General features: G+C 62.9%; 6 protein-coding genes. All 6 read right to left on the reverse strand.

Annotated features, from left to right (window positions below; genetic code table 11):
• Positions 1 to 53: 53 nt before the first annotated feature.
• The 6 genes from C8J24_RS06840 to rfbB all read right to left on the reverse strand — a co-directional run bounded on the left by C8J24_RS06840 (position 54) and on the right by rfbB (position 18693).
• Entirely contained in the window at positions 54 to 4415 is a 4362-nt protein-coding gene (locus C8J24_RS06840; protein ID WP_167396710.1) for an autotransporter outer membrane beta-barrel domain-containing protein, read from the reverse strand.
• 575 nt (positions 4416 to 4990) lie between these two features.
• Positions 4991 to 7123: a S8 family peptidase gene (locus tag C8J24_RS06845; protein ID WP_244180471.1), complete on the reverse strand. Its 2133-nt coding sequence runs from the start codon at positions 7121 to 7123 to the stop codon at positions 4991 to 4993.
• Between the two features lie 1421 nt (positions 7124 to 8544).
• Entirely contained in the window at positions 8545 to 15579 is a 7035-nt protein-coding gene (locus tag C8J24_RS06850; protein ID WP_244180473.1) for an autotransporter outer membrane beta-barrel domain-containing protein, read from the reverse strand.
• Positions 15580 to 15833: 254 nt separating this feature from the next.
• Positions 15834 to 16703 (reverse strand): glucose-1-phosphate thymidylyltransferase RfbA, encoded by an 870-nt coding sequence (rfbA, locus tag C8J24_RS06855; RefSeq protein ID WP_107931176.1) that lies wholly within the window; start codon positions 16701 to 16703, stop codon positions 15834 to 15836.
• The gene (rfbD, locus tag C8J24_RS06860) at positions 16700 to 17641 is read right to left on the reverse strand and encodes a dTDP-4-dehydrorhamnose reductase (protein WP_208620917.1); all 942 of its coding nucleotides are present in this window, start codon (positions 17639 to 17641) and stop codon (positions 16700 to 16702) included. The genes rfbA and rfbD overlap by 4 nt, the downstream gene beginning before the upstream one ends.
• Positions 17638 to 18693, reverse strand: a complete 1056-nt coding sequence (rfbB, locus tag C8J24_RS06865) for a dTDP-glucose 4,6-dehydratase (protein ID WP_107931178.1) — start codon at positions 18691 to 18693, stop codon at positions 17638 to 17640. Before rfbB ends, rfbD begins: the two co-directional genes overlap by 4 nt.
• Between the last annotated feature and the right edge of the window lie 12 nt (positions 18694 to 18705).

Consider the following 18705-nt stretch of genomic DNA (forward strand, 5'->3'; position numbering starts at 1 on the left):
TCGAAGAGGAGCCGCCCGGACACCCACAAGGGCGGCCGGGCAAGTCCTGTGCCTCACCAGCGGATACTGATCCCGCCTGTGTAGGCGTTGCTGTGGGCATTCGCGGCATCGCCATAGCGATAACTAGCCCGCAGGCTGATGTTCGCCGACATATCGATGTCGAACCCAGCCGCGCCGCGGAACGCTGTGTCACCCGCATTCACCGCGCGAACGGTAAAGCTACGGGCATACAGCGACGGCGTAATCGTCGAAGAAGCGTCCGCCAGCTCCTTCAGTACAAATGCCGACGCATAAGGGCGGATCAGAGAGCCTCCGAGGTTGAACGCCGTCGCTAGGCGGCCACCGGCACGCAGCTGGAATGCCTGGCGCCGGTCCTGCCCTGCCGTGAGCAGCGCGACTTCGTTCCCGCGTTCGTTAAGCGAACGGCGTTCCAGCAGATCATAAGCGATACCGATCGCTGGTGTGATGCTGGTGGCACCAAGGCCAAGCCGCGCACCGATTTCCAAATCCGCACCTGCCGAGAAGCCTCGCGGCACTGCGGTAAGTTGGGCGCTGTTGTCAGCGAACTGGACGCTGCGGGTTACCTTGTAACGGTCGAGGCCACTGCCAACGACGGCATTGGCATACATACCTTCATGCGCCCACTGAGCGTAGCCGAGCAGTTGGTAGCTGTTGGCGACCGCGCTTCCAAGGTAGTCGGCGGAAACGCTCGACCGGCTGTAGGAAACGCCGCCACCGATCACCGCGTCATCGGAGATGCTCTTGTCCATCCCAAGCGTCATCGTGGTGCTTGTGCCCTGATACCCTTGGCCAAAGCGGTCCTGACCAACATGCTGGGTGATACCGGACACGGTGCCCCAGAGCCCGCCGTTGGCTTGACGCTCCTCCGCCCGGACTGTTGATGCGGTGGCGCGGTCGAGGAGGTGATCCGAAACGCTGGTCCGAACAAGTCGGCTGCTCTGGACAACTGTATCCATTGCGTCGGCATAAACCTCGCCGGAAGCCTGACCAAGTGTGCGGCCAAGTTGCTCGGGCGTAAGTGTCATCAGGCCATTGGCAAAAGCGGCGCTGCCGCTAGTATCGCGCAGGCCTGCTACGGGTCGGAAGTTGTCCACCGCCCCACCAACACTTGCCGCATTACCCATAAAGCTATCGTCGAAAAGCTTGGCATAACTCGCGGCGGTCACCGTCAGCACAACCGCGTTGGGCATATAAAGGACGTCAAACCGGCTGTTCGGCGCCAACCCGATGCTGGGCTGTGTCAGCCCCTCATATGAACCGATAACTCCGCCTGCCGCTTCGACCACAGCAAAGCTTTCACCAATTGTGGGCGTAAAGCTGTTGTTGGCATTGCCGGTAATACCACGAAGGGTTGGAGCGATCGTGCCCGCAGCCGTGTAGATGCTGCCTGCACCCGTTAACACCACCGTGTCGAAATGGCCCGCGCCAATGCCTGGCGTTGCGCCGTCGACGTCAACCGCGAAGGCGCTGCCGGCAAATTGCGTGACGCTGCCGTTGATGACCAGCCTGCCTGGAGAGTTGCCTGGTGCAAGCGTGCCACGGACCTCCATGTTGCCGAGCACCGTACCTGAACCGCCTACGGTTCCCGCAGGGTCGACCCAGACATTGCCTGCAAACGTGTTGTTGAAGCTTAGGGTACCCTGCTGAACGCAGGCGCCAATCGCGTTGGATCCATCTGCAACCATATTAAGGCGTCCGCTGCCCTGCTTCATCAGGCATTGATCACCATCGACCACACCCAGCAACGTTACGGTGTTGCTGCCTGTGTCCAGCACTGCGTTGGTCCCAGTGACGTGGATGCGTTGAGTAAGATCCATCGTCGAGCCGGCGGAGAATCGGCTGTCCTGTCGGAGGAAGATGTCGCCGCCCGCAGCTCCAACTGCCGACTGCTGGGTCGCCAACACGCTACCGCCCAGGACGTCGATCACCACCTGGCTGTTCGAGCCGGTGAGAGTCAGCATACCTGTGCCGGTCTTCTGGACGATGCCTGCTCCCAGGATGTCTCCTGCCATGGTGATGTTGTACGCACCGGTATCGAAAGCCGCCAACTTGGTGTTGTTCACCTGCAGAGTGTGGTCGATGGTCATGTCGGCTAGCGTACGCAGCGTAGTATTGTCTTGTATGGTAACGGTACTGCCTGCCGCGCCGAGCGCCTTGTCGGACGTGAAGGCTAAGGTACCGCCTCTCACGTTGATCCCGTTCTGCGTGTTAGTACCGGTGAGCGTAAGGGTGCCCGTTCCCAGCTTATTGAGAGTACCATCGCCCGAGACGATACCGCTCAACGTCACGTCATGGTTCATGGTATCGATCACGCTCGACGCATCGTTCAGGCGCACGGCATTGCCAGCAATCAAGTCGCTGCCTGTCTGCAGCATTCCAGCGCCAATCGAGACGGTACCGTTGCCCAGATTAGTGGCTTGCGTCACGTGGACCGCGCCCTGATTGATCATCAAGCCGCCCGTCATCGTGTTCGCGCCACTGAGCGTAAGTGTGCCGGTTCCCGTTTTAATTAGCCCGCCCTGGCCCGAGATTGTGCCAGAATATACCGTCGCCTCGTCATTGAGGGTCGTGAGCGCCCCGCCGGTGAGGCGGATTGCGCCCGCCCCCTCAATGGTACCAACTCGTTCGTTCGACAGAAGCTCGAAGGTGCCATCGTTACGGATCGCGGACATATCCGATAACGCAGCGCCTCCGCTCACGATCAGCGTGGCGCCATCTGCGACCACGGTACGCCCGCCAAAGCTGTTGGCGCCGGTAAACACCTGGGTGCCACCTGCGACGGTCACCCCGCCCGTGCCGCTCAGCGTGCCGTCGAAGCGATCCGCTGCATTGCTCAGCACCAGATCGTTGCCGCCCAGCATCACCGTGCCCGTGCCATCCAGCGTCTGGATGGTCGCCGGGCCGGTATGACCGGCAATGTCGAAGATGCCATTGGCGGTCACCCCGCTCGAGGCAGCAAGGCTGCCGTCGCCGGCAAGACCGAGTGCGGCGCCATCTGTGACCACGGTACGCCCGCCAAAGCTGTTGGCGCCGGTAAACACCTGGGTGCCACCTGCGACGGTCACATCGCCCGTGCCGCTCAGCGTACCGTCGAAGCGATCCGCTGCATTGCTCAGCACCAGATCGTTGCCGCCCAGCATCACCGTGCCCGTGCCATCCAGCGTCTGGATGGTCGCCGGGCCGGTATGACCGGCAATGTCGAAGATGCCGTTGGCGGTCACCCCGCTCGAGGCAGCAAGGCTGCCGTCGCCGGCAAGGGCCAACGTTCCTTCGGAGATAACCGTCTGACCGGTGTAAGTGTTGCCGCCGCTGAGCGCGAGGGTACCCGTGCCTGTTTTTGTCAGTTCACCGGTGCCGCTAATAATGCCCGACGCAGTAACGGCATAACCATCTGTGCTGATCGTCCCTCCCCCTGTGTTCAGGGTCAGATCGGTAGCCAGCGTGCTTGTGCCGCTGGCATGCAGTGTGCCTCCATCAAAGACGGGCAGCACGCGCCCTGCACTTAGTTCATCAGTCGTCGCAGTAGTTGTGATCGACGTGGCTACGGGAACAGGCGGTGGGCTCGCATCGACGGCAGCACGAATGTTTGTACCGAAAATATAGCTGTAGTTCAGCGTCGCGCTTTCGCCTACGGCTAGGCGACCGATGTTAAAGCCCAAACCAATGACATTGTCGCCATTTCCTATGTTGGTGCCCGCCAGATACGAGGCTGTATCCGTTGTCCAGGATGTCACTGCAGAATTATGGGTAATCAGGGAATTTGTATAAAGTCCGATGACATACTTGGAAGCGAGCGCTTCGGCATAGACCAGATCACTCGCAGGGATGCCCTCTGCGCCACGGAAGTTATTTGTAGAAGAGTAATCACCCGGCGCAGCAACTGCGTCAGGATCGATCTGACGTGAAAATGCGAGATCCGATATTTCATTTAATGCTGTGATGGTAGTTTTAATGCTAAGCTGCTGGTCGCTATCATTAAAAAAATAATCATTAATTACCTTAAAATCGCTGCCGTATGTGCCTGTCCATACCGCACGATTTGCGTATGTGGCGCCATCGTACGCCACGCCGCTGTAACTGATGAGTGATCCCTTAGGTGATGAATAAAGGGAAGAATTGTTATTTACGAAGCTAAAGCCGGTAGTGGTGTTGCCCGTGATAGAAAACCCCTCGAACGGGGTACCGGGTGTAAGGTAATCGTAGTTTGGGTTGAATGTACCGGACCCGGTGCCGTCGTATAAGATCCCTGGACGCGTATTGCCGCCAACGCCCAAGGTTCCTGCATCGTTCAAGCCAATCTTGATGAAAAGACCGTCTAGAATAATTGGATCTGCTAGAGCGTAGGTCGGCGCAAGCGCCAGCCCGGCTGCAACAAACGCAGCCGGTGTTTTCACGTTTAGCCTTGCAACGCGTCCAGCAAGTGCGGAAGACAGCAAGCTCGCTTTTATAGAAGCTAGGCGCGACCGCGCGCTCTGAAACTGACCGTTCGCCATTGAGTGAAATAAATGCATTGAAGTCCCCCCTAGGATCAAGGGCTTCGTATTCCCAGCAGGTAAAGTTCTTGTTAATACCACAACAGCCCATAACTGGTTCATCGGCCACTTCACTTATATCGGCAGACGACATCCAGCCTAAATGTGCCTTACCCTCGATCATAGGTTGGGGTGGGCCCCTTAAATGACCTGACAGGGCCTATTTTTAAATAAGAGTGGGGCATGACTGACGGAACGACCGGACGTTACAATGATGACGTTCGGCTGCCAACCGGCAGGCAGTCCAATATCCCTTCCATCCCAGCTGCGACGTTTAAAGTGTCATTTTGTTCTCGGACTGAACCGGCCCGTTGTTGCTTCCGCTATTCTCTTCCTTGCATCGCCGAGATCCCGTCCAAGGCTTGGCCACCGTTGTGTGATCAGAACAGGCAATCCAACCGCGTGGATCAGGGCCGACAGTCCAGCTGCCCCGCGTGTCAGAATCCGCGGTTGAAGCGCACCGCCAAACCGTAATCGGTCGGAATATTCGCAAAATTGCCGGGGTCGCGGCGCAGAAACAGATTGGTTTCAAGTCCGCCACCAAACGCCGGCAGGCCGTACCGGGTCTCGATATCAAGCTCGCGGCCACTTGGCGTGAGGTTCAGGCGCTGCGTGGTCCAGCCGGTTACCTGGCTGGTCGCATAGTCATAGGCGGTCGGCAGCGCGATATTGATCCCGCCCCTTGTGACCCGCAGAGGCTGGGCGATGCGCAGGCCGATACTGTCGGCACCGAATAGGCCCGCCTTGCCGATATCGGCTGCGAAGGCTCGGGAATGGAGCATGCCGCCGCCGTTGAGACCGCCGCGGATATGCGTGCTGGACCAGCCTTGGCGAAACGAGCCGCCGATCGACCAGCCATCGCCGCCGTCGAACCGCGCCTTGGCATCGGCAAACCAGCTCGCTGCACGCGCAGCACCTAGCCCGGCATCGAGTCTCGCACCTAGAAACGTATTCTGCTCGCTCATCCGGGTAGCCGAGACATACGTCGACACCGCGCCGAATTGCCGATCGACACCGATCGCGACGCGCTCATAGCCCGACCGCCGCCAGCCGGTACGCGCAAATCCATCTGCCTCGCGGCGCGACAGCACATCGCCGGTTTCAATCCCCGCAGTTACGCCGAACCCGCCAAACCGCTGCCGCACCGCGCTCGACGCCCGCGCGCTGCTGTCGAAGCCGAGGCCCGACATGGTGGCAACGAGAAATGCCGGTTCATACTGGTCCGTCAGCTGCGCAGTTATTGCACTCGATCCCTGCGCAACGCCGAGCCCGAACGACAGCGTCTCGCCAAGCCGTTGCGTCATCGTTGCGGCAATCGCGCGCGATTGCCCGGCGTCGAACCCGCTATTCGGACCAGCGTTTGGATAAACGTCGGCCCTGGTCAGGATCGACCGCCTATTATCATTGTCTGTGCTACCTGATCCGAAACCACGTGACTTCGGCACCAACGTCATCGACGCGGTCATGCCGCCACGCGCCACGGCAACCGCCCGGGTCCTTGATTGAAGCATGCCGCCCAACGTTGGCGACGGTGCACTGCGGCCGATCGTCGAAGCAAGATCGGTCGCGAAGGCACGGGCGTAGCCGTCGAGGACGACCGCACCCAGCGCCCCCTGCGCGGCATCGCCCATCGGTGCCGACAGCATGCCGTTGGTGACGAACGAGATCGCAGATCTCGACCCCGCGACCGACGTCGTCCCGAGCGGCTGGAATGCGCGCGTCAGGTCGAGCACGCCATTGCCATAGATCGCGTCGACTCCTGCGGGGCCGGCATCGCGCGCACTCTTGAACAGTATGTCGACGATCTGCGCGCCACTAAGATTGGGGAACGCCTGTGCGAGCAAAGCGACGGCGCCGGAGATTTGCGGGGCGGCGAACGACGTTCCCGACCAGAGGAAATTAGCCCCGTTATTGTCCGGTGCGGGGACCCGCTCGCCGACTGCGGTGAGAAAATGTGCAGCGCCCGTGCCAGCCTTGTCACTGAACGTGGACAGCGTGTCGCCTGCACCGACCGAACCCGCGATGATCACCATGTTGCGGGCGATGCTGTCATTGGCGACATCGGTGAAGGGGTCGGGATTGTCGGTGCCGTCGTTGCCTGCCGCGATCACCACGATGATCCCGGCCAGCGTCGCCCGGCCGACTGCATCCTTCAGGCTTTGCGGCATCGCCGATCCGCCAAGCGAGATATTGATGACCTTCGCACCTGCTGTCCGCGCGGTATCGACCCCGCGGGTGATCGCATCGGTGAAGAACTTGCAGCCCGATTCGGCGTCGTCCGTGGTGCCACCGACGCAGGTGCCGGGGCGATCCGCGCGCAACCCGATCAGCGTTGAGTCGAACGCGACGCCGTGCGTGCCGGTGCCGTTGCGCCTTCCGGCGAGGGTGAAGGCAACGGCGGTGCCGTGCCCTCCCTCGTCGTCGATCGATGTGTTGCCGGCGACCCCGGTCGAGGCGGTGGAGATACGGCTACCGAACTCGTCGCTTTGCAGGTCGATACCGCTGTCGATGACGCCGACGCCGATGCCCAGGCCTGTCGCACCTCGATTATAGGCTGTGAGCGCGTTCATCGACACCGCACCCACTGTCGCACGATATTCGCTTGTGTCGTAATTCGTCGCTGTCGGTGCGGGTGCGGGTGCGGGTGCCGGTGTCGGCGTTGGTGTAGGAACAGGCGCTGGCGTGGTTGGCGGGACGGATGCGTTGGGCGGAGTCGGTATCGAATTGATGCCGCCGCCGCTGCTGCCGCATGCACTGAGAAACAACCCGCAGCTCAATGCTGCGGATCGCAGGAGCCCCGCCTTCGTGCCGCGCATGACATCCGCCCTGTTTATCACTTGCAGTTTACTGGAATGCAAAGGGTTGCCCGATGGTTAAACTCAGGAATTTGTCGCAAATTTTTACCAGAGCAGCCGAGCTGGATCATCAGGCTTCACACGGCGGTCAATTTCTGATTCACAATCCGTGCGGGCGCAGGAGTTTCGTATCGATAGGCCGAGCTTGATCGCGTGATTTGCGAGACCGTGTCGTTGCTGTTGTTAAAGGGGGCCATGGCGCCGACGAGCGGCCGAACGGTTCGGAGTCGGCGCGGTGCGCTTTCCCAATCAACCATCCCGATCGGGAAAGGCAGCAGCGCCGCGCAAGGTCGGCTGTCGCAGTCCGCCTTCCCATAACCGGACCGTCCGCTTTCTTCCCATTATCGCCATTCGGCGGTCAGAGCTGTCGAAAACTCCGTATCAGCCGGGAATGAAGCTGTTACCCTCTCTATCGAAATATTCAATCCAAACTGGTTCTGCTTGAACTATGGTCCGCGCCAACGTGTTAGTCGCGTGTCTCTCAAAGGTAATGGTATAGGCTCTTGCGGGTAAACGGTCCCCCGTCTATTACTGCTTGTACCTATATTTTCCCTTTATCTATATCGGTATGATAACTTACTTATTAGGAATGGTGGAGTAATATGGTAATAGTCTAAGATAGCATGTCAATATTATTATTTCATAAATTGATCTTATAATCTTACCTGAGAGAACAAGCTCATCGTAAAGGTTTCCATTACCGTCCCCTAACAGAAGCCCCTTCGCCGTGAGGGATTTAAGCTACTGCGACATCACGGCCCCGGATCAATATGTGCCGGGATATGCATGGTCGCGATGTTCACAAGCATGAGCGCTGCCGTCGCCTCGGCTTTGAAACCAGGTAAACGTAATTTAACGTTACCCCCCATCGCGGTCAGCGGCACGAAGACATTGTCGCTCTCTGTGTATTCGTTGAGCCGGTAAACGGCGGGAGATTTACTGGTCAGGGCTGGCCGGTCCTGAACCCGATCGAGGGGATTTCCGGGCTCAACTCAACTCCTGCACAAAGCCGATAGGCATTCCTTGCTGCCCAAGCTGGTGGCGAGGCCCTGCTATGCAGGTGAAGCCGGATTCTGACAGGCAGCGGCATATAAATGGCTACATGTCGACACATCGACATGTAGCCATCCTCTGTTTTAGAATCGCAGCCGCACGCCCGTCGCGATGTTCTCGCGGTGGTCGTCCTGGCCGGTCTGCGCTTCGACCGTCGAGAACAACTCGACGCCGCTAGGCAGGCGGTATGCGACGCCGGCCGTTGCCGTACCGGTCACCCGTGCGCGCGGGGCGCCCAGCGCGGTCAGCGTCAGCGGTGCACCGGCATAGCCTGCGACTGCATCGGCCCGCTTCCCTTCGATCCGGGTGCGGGCGCCGAACCCGACATAGGGACGGAATGCGGCGTCGGACGCCTCGCTGCGCGCGAACGTCACGCCGGCATCGGCAAAGCCCGTGACATGGCGGTCGCGCGCCACGGTCAGGGCAAACGGCCCGCCGGCCTCGCTCACCCGGTCTCGGGTGGTGCGCAGATAGGTCACGCCGACCTTGGGGGTCAGCGTCCAGTCATTCGCCATGGCCAGCGCATAGCCGACCGACAGGTCGCTCGCCCAGCTGTGCAGGCCGTAGCGCCCGGTGGCGCTGCTCGCCCCCGGCAGCGCGCGCGTGGTGCGGGCATCGCCGCCATCATACAGGATCGACGCGCCGATCCGGACGTTGCCTGCCGTGTAGCGGCCGTGAACCCCTGCGACGACACCATCGGTGCTGGTCGCGGCGCCAAGGGCAGTGATCCGCTGGTGGCTGTCGAGATAGCCCGCAAACACGCCGACCGACCAGTCACGGTTGCCGATTCCGATCCCGCCGAGGAAGCCGTAACCGCTGCTGCGGGCCTTCGCGGTACCCGCGTCGCGATCGGCACCGAGCGTATGCCATTGCGCGATGCCTTGCGCGAAGGTGAAGAGGCCGACGTCCTCCCGGTCGGTGGTCGCAAAGCCCGGTCCGCGTGCGACATCGGTCAGGCTCAGCGTCTGGTCGACGCCCATCTGTGTCGCCGAGGCATAGGCTTCGGGCGTCAATTGCGCGAACGCCTGGCTGTTCGATGCGCCGCTCGCGGTCAGCAGCGCGGGCAAGGCGGCGAACAGCATACTGGTCGCCGGCTGCACCTGGATCGCGGCATTGGCATAATCGATACTGCGCGCGACCTGTGGGTTGAACGCGGGATCGCCGAGGAACTGCCCGAGCAGCTGGATCCGGTCGGCACGCTGCACGACAAAACCGAACAGCGACGCCGACTTGTCGATCGTCGTATAGCTACCGGCGATCCCGCCGCTTGCGACGATCAGGTCGTAGGACGTGCCCGGCCGGATCGCACCTTCCGCGACGATGCGGAGCGTCGACCCCGTCGCGATCGAAAGCCCACCGTTGATCACGAGCTTGTCGGCCACGGTCGGCGTGATCTCGAACAGCGACACCGATCCGCTCGCAAGCGAGACGTTGCCCGTCACCGTCATCGTACCCGGCGAAGCCCCTGGGCTGAGCGTGCCTGCGACCGCGATATTGCCGATCACCGACCCGGCCGACCCGAAGGTCGCGCCCGAGCGTACCACGATCTGCGCCGCGCGGATCGTCGATCCCGCCAGGCCGACAAGTCGACCACCCGACATGTCGACAGTATTCAGCGATGCATCGCCGGCGATCGTCGCATAGCCTGCGGTCATGCCGAACGCCTCGACATTCGCGATGGAGCCGAATGCGACCGGTGCCGCGGCGCTGCCGCCCGATACCAGGATCGCGTCCGTACCAGCCCCGCCGTCGACCGACCCTGCGAACCTGCCCGCAACCGTGAAGCGTTTATCGGCTGCCCCGAACACGACCGGAGCCGTGAGCGACGCCCCCGAGCCGATCGTCAGGTTGGTCACAGCATTGACGCGCTCATAGGTCTGAGCGCCCGTCAGCGTCAGCGTGCCACTGCCTTCGCCGTTCAGGATCTCGAAGTCGCGCAGCATGTCGGCGCCGAGCGTGCGGTCGCCCACCAGTTCGAGCGTCGCCGTGTCGGTCCCGGCTCCACCCGAGACGGTGCCGAGTAGCGTACCGCCTGCCGTCAGGCGGAAGCCGTCATTGCCCGCACCGAGATCGATCGTTCCGGCCAGCGTGCCGCCCGGTGCGACGGTGACGCTCTGCGCATCGTCGCCGAACGTCAGCGCGGTGCCGGCGGTCCCGAGCGTTCCCGTCACGGTCAGCGCACCACCTGCAAGCGCGATACGCTCGAAGCCGGTTGCCGTGCCCGCCAGGGTGACCGGTGCGTTCGCGGTGAAGCGCAACAGGTCGGAGCCTGCCCCGCCCATGTAGAGCCCGCCTGCACGCGTCGCGCCGAGCGCCAGTTCGTCGTTGCCGGCGCCAAGCGAGACCATGGCGACATCGCCGTCGACCGCCAGCGTCTCGGCCGCGTCTGAGCCCGTCACGGTGCCGACGACGAAGCCATCCAGCGCGAGGTTGAGACTGGTGCCGGCGAGTGCGATCGACTGGAAGCCCTGATCGAGTGTCAGGCCCAACGTGCCATTGCCCTCGACGCTCAAGCGCTCGAAGTTGCTGCGTTGGCCGATGCCGCTGCGGTTGCCGGCGAGCGTGACACCATACAGGTCGTCGCCCGCGCCGCCATCAACGCCGCCCGCGACGCTGCTGCCGGTGCCTTCGACGAAGCGGTCGTTGCCGGCGCCGAGCAAGACGGCGCCCTGGATCGTGTCGGTGTTGACGACGCGGTCGTCGCCCGCGCCTAGGTCGACGTTGCCGGCGATCGTTCCGGCATTGGTCACGCTTTCGGCCGCCTCTCCGCCGGTGATCGTCACCGTGCCTGCGCTGGTGAGGACCTGTCCGGCCGCGACCGTCACTTCGCCGCCCGACACGCCGATCGTGTCGAAGCGGAAAGTCCCCGAATAGGCGACATTGCCGCTGCCAACCTGTGTGAAGCGCTCGAAATTGACGAACTGGTTGCCATTGACCGCGCCACCCACGGTCGCATCGACGATGAGGCCGTCATTGCCCTCGCCCGCATCGACGGTGCCGACCAGCACCGCATCCGCGCGCTGGAGGAAGCTGTCGTCGCCCGCGCCGAGCGAGACGTTGCCCTCGATCCGGCCGCGATTCTCGATGCTGTCGTTGCCGTCGCCGAGATCGACCGACCCGAAGATCTCACCGGTGTTGACGATCCGGTCATCGGCGCCGGCCCAGCTCTGGATCGCACCGGCCAGGCTGGTGCCGTCAAGCGGGTAGCCGTTCGCCAGCACGCTGCCGGTGCCGCCCCGGATCATGCCACTGTTGGTCAGGTCGAGCGCGGTGCCCGATACCAGCAGCGCGACTGCGGACGTGCCGGTCGCCTGGATCGTCCCGCTGTTGGTGATCGTCCCGGTCACATTGGTCCCGGTATCCAACAGTAGGCCGGCCGCCGGAATGGTATAGGTGTAGCGCGTGCCGTCCCAATCCTGATAGGTCTGGGTCAGGCCGTTGCCGGTCGCCTCGATCGTTCCGGTATTGGCGATCGCGTAGGTCGAGCTCACCTTTGAGCCGAACCCGCCCTGCATGTACAGCCGCGCGGCAACGCCGCCTTCTCCGCTGGCGGTGACGGTACCGTCATTGGTCAGCGTGACCGCGCTCGGGCCGCCGAAATAGTAATCGCTGCCGGTCGAGATCACGAGCGCGTTGCCAGCGGCGGACGTGATCGTGCCGCTATTGGCGACCGCGATTGTGACGGGGGCGGTCTGGTCGAGAACCGTGGTGGCCGATATCGCGAGTCCGCCCGTGATTGTGCCGCTGTTGGTTGCGGTGAGGCCGTCGAGGCCATAGCCTTCCAGGCTTGCGGTGTAATAGTCGCCCGACGAGGCGATCGCGCCGCTGTTGTCGAAGGACAATGTTCCCGACGAAACGCCCTGGTAGACTGCGTTCGACAGAAGCGATTCTGCGCCGACCGTGCCGCTATTGGTGAAGGCGTAGACCGCGCCGCTCACGCCACCCGAGATCGTGCCCCGGTTGACGAACGCGGCCAGCCCGTTGGTCTGGGCCAGCCCGGCTGTGCTGATCGGAAGATAGGTCCACGCGGCGCCATCGATCGTCGCCTCGTTGACGATCGTGCCGTCGCCCCGAAGGTACAGGTCATTTGTGACAGGGTTCGCCGCGGTCAACGTCACGCGGGTGTCGGCGCCGAGCGCCTCGACGTAATCGGCTTCGAAATTGATCCCCGTCCGCTGGTCGAGCGCGATGCTGTCGCTGGCGTTGCGCGACCAGCCGAAGATGTCGAAGCCGGCGCCGCCATCGATCGTCCCGCTCACCCCGGTCGCAGCGCCGGTCTGAAGAAACATGTCGGTGCTCGACCCGAAGGTCACGTTGCCGGTGACCGTGCCGCCATCCGCGACGTAGACGGCGCTCGAATAGGCGTAGGGCGACGTCGCCGCGACATCGCCGATGATCGTGCCGCGGTTGACGATCGTCCCGCCGCTCGAGAGGTCGATCGCGGTCAGCCCGCTGATCGTCCCGGTCGTCTCGTTGGTTAGTACGCTGCCATAGCCCAGCATGACGGCGGTCGCCTTGCGGCTCTCGATCGTGCCGCTGTTGGTGATCTGCATGGGATTATAGTAATAATAATTGCTGCCCTGCACGGCGGTACCGTCGACCCGGATCGTGCCGCTGTTGGCCAGTGTGGTGAAGGCCGTCACGCCGACTGCGCCCGTACCGGTGCCGGAAATATCCGTGATCGTGCCCGAATTGACGATGTCGCGCGCACCGCTGATCGCCGTGCCGCCTCCGCTCAGGGTAATCGTGCCGCTGTTGGTAACACTGTTCCCGCCGCTGATCGCGACTGCCGGATAATAGCGGCCGGCCGCATTGGCGACGGTGATCATGCCGCTGTTGGTGACGTCGGCGGTGCCTGCGGCGATCGCCGCCAGCGTCGAATAGAAGTTGTTCTGCGTGGTCGTGGTCAGCGCCAGCGTGCCGGCGTTGGTGATCGTCAGCGCCTGTGCCGGCCCTGCCGTGCCCATGGTCAGCTGGTCGACCGTCAGGATCCCGGTATCGATCAGCGTGCGATCCGTCGCCGAGATCGTCCCGTTCAGCGTCACCGATCCGTTGCCGGTCAGCCCGATCGTGGTGGCAAACGGCGTCGCGGCGGTCAGCGTCAGCGCCGCGGCGTCGGTCAGTTCATAGGCGAGCCCCTCGAACCCGCCGGTCAGTGCCAGCGCCGCGCTGGCATCGGCATTGACCCGGTAGCGCAGCGTATCATAGCCGGCGCCCGCATCGACCCCGCCGACCGCCCCTGCCAGCGATCGCGTGCCTGTGCTCGCCAGGTCGACGACGAGCATATCGTCACCGCCACCCAGCCGGATCGCGCCGGTCACCGTGCCGCCCGCATCGACGAACACATCGTTGCTTGAATCGAAGCTGTAGGGTGAAACGAGGTTCACCGTACCGGCGATCTGGCCAGCGTTGACGATTGCGACGGACGATCCAGTACCGCTCACTGCCGCGGTCCCGCCCGTGATCGTGCCCGACGCGGCGTTGATCAGCGCGGTGCCGTATCCCAGCAAAACGCCAGTGGTGCCGCCTGTTATCGTGCCCGTGTTGACCAGTCGCCCGCCCGACAGCGAGAGGCCGGTGGTCGCGCCGATGATCGTCCCGTCGTTGGTCGATCCGCTGAAACCCCCGCCGGAAATCGTCGCGCCAATGCCCGCGGTCGAACGAATCGTCCCGCTATTGGCCAGCGTGCCATAGACGACCGCAGCGCCGGTCCCCGTTGCCGTTATCACGCCGCTGTTGGTCAGCGTCGTATAGGCCTGCACGCCCGAGCCGCCATTGGCGGTGATCATGCCCGAATTGGTCACCGTCGCGGGCGCGCCCACGGCAAACAGGCCGGTGCCGCTGAGCGATGCGGTGATTGATCCCTGGTTGGTGAAGTCGAGACCATAGGACGAGAATGCCGCGACCACGGCCTGCCCGTTGGTCACGAGCGCGGCCTGGTTGACGAGCACGCCCGTGCCACTGACCGATATACCGGTGCCGGACGTGAAGCCCGCGGCCAGCGTCGCGACCGCATGGTTGCTCAGGTCGAAGCCGAACAGCTCGAAATTGGTCGGCAGCACCGCACGGGTGAACACCGCATCGGCATCGACGCCGAACGCCAGCGTATCGCTCCCCGCTCCGCCGTCGACCGTTCCGGTAATCGAGGCAATCCGACCGGTCGCAGCGTCATAGCGCGCGCGGAGCGTGTCGTTGCCAGCGCCCAGCACCAGATCGCCATTGATCACGCCCTGGCGCGTATCGATCGTGCTGCTCGTTCCCGACCCGGCGGTCGAAACCACCGATCCGTTGATCGTGCCCGCATTAGTCAGCGACAGCGCACCGCCGGTACGGATCGCGGTCGTGCTGCCCCCGATCACCGCGCCTGTCGCGTTGCTGACGTAGAGATAGCTGCCGGTATCGCTCAGCGTCGCGGCCGATCCGCTCGACACGATCCGGCCGGTGTTGACGACGTTCATCCCGGACACCGTCGAGGCTAGCGCGGCATTGCCGCCTCCGTCGATCGTTCCGGCGTTCGTGACGTAGGAGACCGTGCCGGTGATACCGCCGATCGTCCCGGTCGCGCGGTTGGTGACCGAGAGCGAGCCAAAGCCCGTCTGGTTCGCAACCACCGCGGGGCCTGCGGTACCGCTAATCGTCCCGGCATTATCGATCGAGGCCGAGATATAGCCATTGGTGTTGCTGGCATCGCGCTGGATCAGGATCCCTTGCGCGCCCGTCACCGTGCCGCCCGCCGCGACCGTCACCATCGCACTGGCCGACGGATAGTTGGTCAGGGTAGAGCCGATGACGCAGTAATTTACCGACGCGCCCGCATAGGGATCCGTGCATATCGTCGTGAACGGCGTGCCGGTGGTTACGAACAGCCCGGCCTTGCCCGCCCCGCCGTCGACCAGACCATTGATGTCGAAGGACGCATTACTGGCCCGGCTGACGATCGCGGCAGTGCTACTGCCGGGGCGTACGGTCGCACCGCTTGCAATGACGATGCGACTATTGTTGGTTGCGACTGATAGCCCATCGGGATCAGTGCCTATGCAGGTCGTCGTACCATTGGCGACCGTGGGATCCGGCGCGCATTGTGCGAATGCTGGGCCTGCCACAAAAAACGTCGCCACGATTGCGCTTGTCTGTAACGCACACATACGCACGCGCCGCTTCCGCGACGTCATTTCTCCGACCTTCATGCATTCCCCCACCATCTAATTTTGGTACGCTAGCTTGGCCTCCTATATATGTCCATGGGCTATGAAGTGTTTTGACAATACACTATAAAATGTATTTACAATACAACACTGCTGTTAACCAAATAATAATAGGAACTTATGGTAAAATGTAAATACAAGGCTTAATTTCAGCAAGCATCAGTGAGTTAAGCCATATCCACTGCATTCAATATAGCACGACCATAACTCGTTTTTTTAAAGCGCTCGCCCGCCTCTCGAGCTTTATCAGCGGTTATAAAGCCTTGGTGAAATGCGATCTCTTCTAGGCAGGCGACCTGAATGCCTTGGCGATGTTGAATAGTACGCACGAACTCGCTCGCCTCGAGCAAGCTGTCGTGCGTGCCGGTGTCGAGCCAGGCATAGCCGCGGCCCATCTGTTCAACGAACAGGTCGCCCGCTTCCATGTAGATGCGGTTGAGATCGGTGATCTCGAGCTCGCCGCGCGGCGACGGTTTCAGGTCGCGGGCGAATTGCACGACTCGGTTGTCGTAGAAATACAGGCCCGTGACCGCATGGTGCGACTTGGGCTTTGCCGGCTTTTCCTCGAGGCTGACGGCCTTGCCGCCCTCGCCGAACTCGACGACGCCGTAGCGCTCGGGATCGTCGACGCGGTAGGAGAAGACCGTCGCGCCGCCCTTGCGCCCGACCGCGCTCGCCAGCAGATCAGTCAGATGCGCGCCGAAGAAGATGTTGTCGCCCAGCACGAGCGCGACATCGTCGTCACCGATGAAGTCCGCGCCGATCGTGAACGCCTGGGCGAGGCCCTCGGGCCTGGGTTGTTCGGCATAGGAGATGGCGAGGCCGAACGCGGACCCGTCCTCGAACAGGCGACGGTAATTGTCGATATATTCGGGGCTCGAGATGATCAGTATGTCGCGGATGCCCGCGAGCATCAGCACCGACAGCGGATAATAGATCATCGGCTTGTCGTAGACCGGCAGCAGCTGCTTGTTCACAGCGAGCGTTGCCGGATGGAGCCGCGTGCCCGATCCGCCGGCGAGAATGATGCCCTTCATTGAGAGATGTCCTTCTTGGGGACCCCGAGCAGTTCGTCGAGGATGTTGCCGAGCGCGGTCTGCCACGCGGGCGGATGGATGCCATAGTCGCGCGTGATCGCGTCATGGCTGAGCAGCGAGTTTGCCGGGCGCGTCGCAGGCGTCGGGTATTCGCTGGTCAAAATGCCATCGACCTCGGCGGTCGCCCCACCCCGCGCGGCGCTCTGCGCGAAGATTTCGCGCGCGAAGCCGGCCCAGGTGACCGCGCCGGCGTTGCTGAAATGATAGACGCCGGTGGGGGCAGCGGGATCCTCGACGAGGCGCATCGCGATCGTCGCGAGCGCAGCGGCGAGATCGGCCGCGGACGTCGGGCTGCCATGCTGGTCATTGACCACGCGCAGGGTCGGGTTGGTCGCGCCGACGCGCAGCATCGTCTTGACGAAATTGTTGCCGTGCGCGCTGACCACCCAGGCGGTCCGGACGATCGCGTGGCGCGCGCCCGAAGTCCGTACCGCGAGTTCGCCGCCAAGCTTTGATGCGCCATAGACACCGAGCGGCGCGACCGGATCGGTGACCTCCCACGCGCCCTCGCGCGCGCCGTCGAAGACGTAATCGGTCGAGACCTGGACGATCGGGATCGCCGCCTTCGCGCACGCCTCGGCAAACGCCGCGGGCGCCATCGCGTTGACCGCCCAGGCGGTGACGATGTCGCTCTCCGCCTTGTCGACCGCGGTATAGGCGCCGGCGGAGATCACCGCGGCCCAGGGCGTGCCGTCATGGTCGCCCGCGACCATCGCGGCGATCGCCGCGGTGTCGCGCAGATCGAGTTCGTCGATGTCGATCGCGGTAACGGCCCAGCCTTCGGGCCAGGCATAGCGCTTGAGCTCGGTGCCGAGCTGGCCGTTCCCGCCGGTGACGAGGATCCGCTTCAGACCGCCAGCTGCAGAAGCATCGCTCATACCGAAAGCCCGCGACGCTGGTCGGCCTTGTGCTCGGCGACGATCGCCTGCCACCAGTCCTGGTTGTCGAGATACCAGGCGACGGTCTTCTTGATGCCCGTCTCGAACGTCTCGGCGGGTTCCCAGCCGAGCTCGTCCTTGATCCGCGTCGCGTCGATCGCATAGCGCTTGTCGTGGCCGGGGCGGTCGGCGACATAGGTGATCTGCGTCGCATAGGACTGGCCATCGGCGCGCGGGCGGAGACGATCGAGGATCGTGCAGACGGTCTTCACGACCTCGAGATTCTGCTTCTCGTTGTTTCCGCCGACATTGTAGGTCCGGCCGGGCTCGCCCTTTTCGAACACCGCGTGCAGCGCGCGGACATGATCCTCGACATACAGCCAGTCGCGGACCTGGTCGCCCTTGCCGTAGACGGGCAGGTCTGCGCCCGCGAGCGCCTTGACGATCATCAGCGGGATCAGCTTTTCGGGGAAGTGATACGGCCCGTAATTGTTCGAGCAGTTAGTGATCAGCACGGGCAGGCCAAAGGTGTGGCCCCAGGCGCTGACGAGATGGTCCGACCCCGCCTTCGACGCCGAATAGGGCGAACGCGGATCATAGGGCGTTTCTTCGGTGAACAGGCCGGTCTCGCCGAGCGAGCCGTACACCTCGTCGGTCGAGATATGGTGGAAGCGGAACGCCGCCTTCGCCGCGTCGCCAAGCGACAACCAATAGGCGCGCGCCTCGCTCAGCATCGTGAAGGTGCCGACGACGTTGGTCTGGACGAACGCGCCGGGGCCGTCGATCGAGCGGTCGACATGGCTCTCGGCCGCGAGATGCGTGATCACGTCGGGCTTGAACCCAGCGATCGCCCCGCGGACCGCGTCCGCATCGCAGATGTCGCCTTGGACGAAGCGGTAGCGGTTCGAATCCGCGACGCGCTCGACCGTCGTCAGCGTGCCCGCATAGGTCAGCTTGTCGAAGTTGAGGACCTCATGATCGGTGTTTTCGATCAGGTGACGGACGAGGGCCGAACCGATGAAGCCGGCGCCGCCGGTGACAAAAATGCGCATGACTTGTCCTTT

It is taken from the genome of Sphingomonas aerolata, assembly GCF_003046295.1.
GTDB classification, from domain to species: Bacteria; Pseudomonadota; Alphaproteobacteria; order Sphingomonadales; family Sphingomonadaceae; genus Sphingomonas; species Sphingomonas aerolata.